The following is a 6070-nucleotide window of genomic DNA, read 5'->3' on the forward strand; positions in this document are numbered from 1 at the left end:
TCCAACTTACTCACACCCCACACCCCACACCCTACACCCTACACCCCAATTATCACCATAATTTCTGTTCCTTGACCAGGTTGGCTCTGAATACTCAGTTGCGCTCCAAGGTGTTCTGCTCGCTCGCTCATTCCCAGCAATCCAAATCCGCCAGATGGGATCGTAGCAACCCCAAAGCCCCGTCCATCGTCTTTAACACGCAGAATAAATTGTGTATTATCATACACTAACTCTACACGAATTTCGTCAGCATTAGCGTATTTTATGGCATTGGTTAAGGCTTCCTGTCCAATTCGTAGTAAGTTATTTTCAACCTCGACTGGCAAGGAATAGGCTGTGCCTTTGATTTCGTAGATCAGAGCGGTATCGGCAGAGGCTCTCATTTGAGTCACAAGGCGATGAAGGGCAGTATGTAAATTGCCATCCTCCAATAGCTGAGGACGAAGCGCTACCACCGATCGCCGCGCCTCAGCAAGTCCGGTTCGTGCTAGTTCATCAATAATTTCTAGGTGTGTCTGTGTCGCTTCTATATCGTCTGCTAGCACTTGGGTTGCAGCTCCTACTTGAACAAGAATACCTGTGAAGGACTGGGCTAGCGTATCGTGAATTTCTCGCGCCATGCGATTGCGCTCGTCTAGAATGGAGGTTTCTTCGGCGCGTTTGCGATCGCTAATATCTTGCCCAATCCCCACAAATAAACGATTATCAAGCTGAACATTTGCCCAGGCAGTGCTTACAAAGCGATCGTCTCTTGTCCTGATTTTTAGATCAAGCCAAGTGCCAGTGGCGGCTAACATGTGGTTCAAAATCTGCTGTCGCTGTTCTGAATCAGAACTGCATTCAGCGATGAGATCAATCTGCTGTAAATCGACGGTTGACCAACCTAAAATTTGCTCAACTTGATGATTAACAAACTCAACTCGCCCTGTCGCGTCGTAAAGCGTAATCATCACCGGGATATGATCTACGATCGTTTGTAAAAGCTGTTTTTGCTGGTTTAAAATCTTTTGTGCCTGTTTTCTTTCAACAATCTCTTGCTCTAGTTTCAGGGTTCGCTCTTCCACCTTTTGTTCCAACGTGCGAGCGTACTCCTTGAGATTTTCCCACAACAGATAGGTATTGCTAGTAATGGCAGATCCTACAAGAGCCAGTAGCGGTGGCACGACGATTACCCACCAACCCACTAGAAAGAAACCGTAGGCTCCACCGCAAAGAGCGATGCCCAACAGTACAATTTTCAATACGGTTTCTCGCGGTGATGAAGCTGTCCAGCCGATGATGGCTCCAATGGTTGACCAAACAACGATCCACAGGCATTCCAAGGGTTCTGACCAGGTTTGCAGTAGAGATCGTCCATCTAACGCCGCACTCAACAGTTGGCTGGTTAACAGCGCGTGAACTTCAACACCAGAAGGTACGGCACTAGAGTCGGTGGTGTAGGACGTAAAAAACTTGTCTTTCAGGCTTTCTGCGGTTACTCCAATCAGGACAATACGGTCACGCACCAAATCGCGTGGCAATCGTCCCTGCAAAACATCCGTGAGCGCGATCGTGTGAAACCCATGCCGGAATTTGGGAAAATTTGACAAAATCTGATATCCGCCTGCATCCATCCCTAAATAACCACCATCATTGGGCTGCAATGGTGTAAAAATGGCTCCACCCAATCGAAACTTCGTCTGCTTAGGGTTAAGAGGTTGACGGTAAATACCTTGTTTGTCAAGGTAAAAGAATGCCAGACGTGCGCCCAGCGTAAAGATTGATCGATTGTCCTGAGTTCTTAAATACAGCAGGCTGCGGCGTACCCGACCATCTCTGTCTAACAGCAGATCACTGGCGCTGACTTGATCCCGCTGTTTTAACAGCGATGGGGCTGGAATAACTTCACCATTTGCTGTTTTAACGACGTTTTCTATTCCAATTAAGTTAGGAGTCGTGGTGAAGACGTTGGCTAAGGCTTGATGACCGGGTTCTACAGGTAAATCTCGAAAGATGTCTAATCCAATGACTCTCGGTTGCTGTTGTTTGATGGATGAAATCAGCTGAACCAGCACCGCATCAGACATGGGCCATTGTCCAAGCTGATTAATATCTGACTCATCAATTGTCACAAGCACAATCCGTGAATCAACTGGTTCAGAAGGACGCAAACGAAACATCTGATCCAGTGCGATTAACTCCATTAATTGCAGGGCGCCAATTAACCGTAAAATCAGCAAACTCCCAGCAATGCTGGGGACTGTGATTAAGACCCCACTCCATCGCCAAATTTGCTGTTTCAGAGTTGTCCACATAAGTTAAGACGATCGCTCAACGCGGGTTTTCTTTCTCTAAGTTGCTATTAATCATGGTATCAACTCCCCCTGATTGCAACAGTTTACGCCAAGCGGTGTTGATACTTGGGTCATTCATTTGGCTGCGCCTCAACTGATACAGAACGGCAAGAGCATCGTACCAGACATCTGCTTTCTGATAAAGTGCTACCTGTTCTTTGAGTGATGCTTGCTGAATTTGACGTAAACGAGCAAAGTCAAATTCAATGCGCTCAACCATACCTGTGACAAAGCGATCCTCCAGGCGATCGCTTGGATTGCAAATGATCGCAAACGACCAAGTATAGGGCTGACCTACAGTTAAAGGCGGTGTTTGGGCTGGCAGGGTGAGGTCGATCAGGTTGGGAGTATTGGTCAAAGCAACCGTGGCGCGATAAATCCCGCGACCCTCTCGACTGCGGAGGCTAAATTCTGCATTCTTCGCGCTGGTTTTGGGCACGTAGACGAGAAACGTAGGGCGCTCTGATAAGGTGAAGCCTGGTTTAGTTGTGGGGCTGAGGGCAGTCAGCAACGGGCTGCTTATTTCCGCTTCCGCATCTTGAGGGCAGTTGGATGGATCGCGCCGTCCCCCTGCCGATGATCTATCTGGATTTGTGGGTGGCGGTGGTGGATTACTCTGGGCGAGTTGGATGGTAGATTGATTTGCAAAGAAAGATTGGGACGGTGTTGGCGAAGCAATACCGGGCGATCTCGCCAGTTCTAACGTCAGAACAATGCCAATGGGCAGACGATACAGCAGAGTTTTGAGGTTAGACATAACGTTTTTATAACCAATTTCCTAAAAGAACAAACGGTGCCCAGTAGTAAGGCGAGGTGTAATCGTCTTGATGCAACAAGGTGATCTGAGCGCGACGCAATGCCTCGGCTTTCGTCACTTCGGGCTTTCTTAACTGACGATAAAACTCAATCATCAAAGAAGCTGTGGAGCGATCGCCGACAGACCACAAGGAAGCGATGGTACTGCGCGCTCCCGATCTCACTGCCACACCTGCCATCCCCAGAGCTGCGCGGCGATCGCCCGTTGCCGTTTGGCAGGCACTGAGAACTAGCAATTCGATTGGATTGAGTTTTCCTTCTCTAGAACGGAGCAGTCGATCCAATTGTCTAACGTTAATGCGTCCATCCCAACTCAAGATGAAGGTGTTGTCTGCATTCGAGCTAAACTCACCGTGCGTTGCCAGGTGAACGATAGGTGAAGACTTAGAATCAATCGTTTTTTCAAACGAGCCATTTGTGAATGATTGATCTAGCAACACTTGTGCTGGAATTTCTGATTTAATTTGATCAATTTCGACTGCAACATTGGGCAATGCCGCAAATCCTCCCCGCGCTTGCGTCAACCCAGCTAATAATCCTTGGAACCGTTGACGCTCCAGTGGTTGGGTTTGAAGCAATTCCAGACCTGGAGTTAGCACGATGCTATATTTTTCAATCAAATACTGCTGACCATCGTGCAGGGCTGCCATTGGCAAACTACGCAGCAATCCATCAGGCACAAATACGAGCGTTTTGATCTCACTTGTCGCCAGTTCAGCCGCGAACTGACGCAGGAGCAAATTATAGACCTGTTGAGCACTAGGCAACCAATCTTCCACAAAGGCTGTAGGTCTAAGCGATTGACGCATCTGTGTCAAAATGCGTTCTACTTCCAATTGAGGAAGGGGCGTTTTGTAATATTGCAAAGGCTGATTAGGCAACGCCAGAATCACCGCCAACTGGCTGGGCAGAATGATTGGATAGATGACCGCCGCATGAGGATCAATCTGGTCAATTTTCACCGGATGGGCATTGGTGCAGGCTTCTCGGAAGAAGTTGTCGAGTTCTGCCAACTGGAGTGCTTCGATCGTCTCGCGTGCCTGTTTCAGGTTTTCCTGGCTGGGTGCATCACCGTCAGATTGCAACAGCAGTTCCACAAGTTGTCGATAGACAGGTTCGACACTTTCTCGGAATGAAAACTGCACATCCTGGTTTACCGCAACCAAATCACTACGGAGGGATTGCAGCAGTTTGACCGCTTCGGCATAGGCGATCGTTGCATTGTGCAGATTTCCAATGGAAGGGCAGGGCTGTTTACCTTGACAGAAAATTCGTCCCAGCTGCCACTGCCACTGATAGGCAATGTCGGGGGCATCAATGGATTGAGCCAGACTAAGTGCTTGTTGGGTCAGGGTTTTAGCATCGTTCCATTGATGGGTTGTTTCATACAAACTACCCAAAGTGCCAAGGGCATAGGATTCAGCACGAGAATCACCAGAAGAACGAATTTGTTGAATCGCGATCGCCAGTTCCTGAGCTGAGGTTTTGAGCCATTGAGCAACGGATTTGGGAGTAGATGAGGTGGATGGATTACTGGTTGAAAGTCTGAAATGTTTATCCGTTTCATCTGTTTTATAATCTGTTGCCAATTTGATCAGGCTTCGAGCTAAATTGATGCGGGTATATGCCGCCAAACGACCAGGCGGTAAATAGGCAAGCTGGGATTGAATTTGTGTAAATAGACGTTGAGCCTCTGCTGATTGATCACTATCAATTAGCAAACTTAACTGGGCAAGTTGAATCTGAGTTTTTGCGGTTAAGGAGGGAGCGATGACGATCGCTTTTTGATAAAAATCTAGGGCAGTATCTGTGTTTCCCTGAGCGCGGGTCGTGTTACCCAGACTTAAGAGAATGCCGCTCTGCTCCGATGCCGATTGCGGTGTATCGTCTGGCAGTTTCTTAGCGATCGCTAGACTCTGCTCCAAAACAGTTCGAGATTGAGCCAGGTTGCCCACTAACCTCAAAAGCTTACCCAGATTTCGCAACTCCGTCACCTTCAAATGACTATCAGGCTGATTTTGCAGCGACTGTTCTACTTGCGTCAAAAGATTGGCTGCTCCTTTGTAAAGTCCCTCTGCTTGTAAGGCTCTGGCTTGATTAATCTGGCTACCGAGAATGCCAGTGATGTCGCCTGCTTTGCGATAGGCAGCGATCGCTGCTTGCCAGGTTTCAAACGCCTCGGATGCTCGACCTTGAGTGAGCTGTAACTCTCCTTGGATAGTCAACACTTGGGCAAGCACCGAAGCAGTCTCGGAATTGGCTGCCGAGTTTTGAGCGGTTAATAGCGAGATAGCTTGTTTGATCTTCCCTTGAGCTTGTGTCTGCTGTCCCAGATCATTAAACGCAATAGCAAGAAAGCTGAATACCAGCCCCTGATTGAGACGATCGCCGCTAGTCTCGTAACGAGCGGCTGCCTGTTGCCAGAGGGCGATCGCATCTGAAAGTTGCCCTGCCCGATAGCGATCTTCCGCCTGCTGCACAAGCTGGGCTGGTGGAATTGTATAAGACTGAGGAGACTGGGATATAATTTCTACTGATTGTCCTTGATTTTCTACCTTGCGGTCATGAGTGTCATCTAGGGCAACCGTAATTCCAGCATGAAGGCTCATTGCAATGAAAAACCCTACCAGAGCAAATCGAAAAGATTGTAGCCACCCCCGATTTAACAAGAGGCGCTGCATTTTAGACAATCCCTGATTGATTCGCCTGTTCCTGTGTCCTTCATTCATCTTAGGTATGAGGCTCTCCAGTACTTGCGTAAACAGCTGTCTGTTTGTGACATCCCAAGTAACATCATTGCAGGTTTTGTTCAATCAAGCTAGGGAAGATAAGTAAGTTTGCTCACTTACAGCAATTTTCAGGTAAATAGACCACAATGATTGAACCAACCGAAGGCATTATCTTCGGTAATGTAATTGACA

General features: G+C 47.9%; 3 protein-coding genes. All 3 read right to left on the reverse strand.

The window, feature by feature from the left end; genetic code table 11:
• Nucleotides 1-38 precede the first annotated feature (38 nt).
• The 3 genes from RMX98_RS35890 to RMX98_RS35900 are packed head-to-tail and all read right to left on the reverse strand — an operon-like array spanning nucleotide 39 to nucleotide 5758.
• On the reverse strand, nucleotides 39-2294 hold the full coding sequence (locus RMX98_RS35890) for a CHASE2 domain-containing protein (protein ID WP_409881950.1): 2256 nt from the start codon (nucleotides 2292-2294) through the stop codon (nucleotides 39-41).
• Between the two features lie 16 nt (nucleotides 2295-2310).
• The gene (locus tag RMX98_RS35895; protein WP_409881948.1) at nucleotides 2311-3090 is read right to left on the reverse strand and encodes a DUF928 domain-containing protein; all 780 of its coding nucleotides are present in this window, start codon (nucleotides 3088-3090) and stop codon (nucleotides 2311-2313) included.
• Nucleotides 3091-3097: 7 nt separating this feature from the next.
• Entirely contained in the window at nucleotides 3098-5758 is a 2661-nt protein-coding gene (locus RMX98_RS35900; RefSeq protein WP_409881947.1) for a CHAT domain-containing protein, read from the reverse strand.
• Nucleotides 5759-6070 lie beyond the last annotated feature (312 nt).

The organism is Nostoc sp. DedQUE02, assembly GCF_034531035.1.
Lineage (GTDB): Bacteria > Cyanobacteriota > Cyanobacteriia > Cyanobacteriales > Nostocaceae > Nostoc.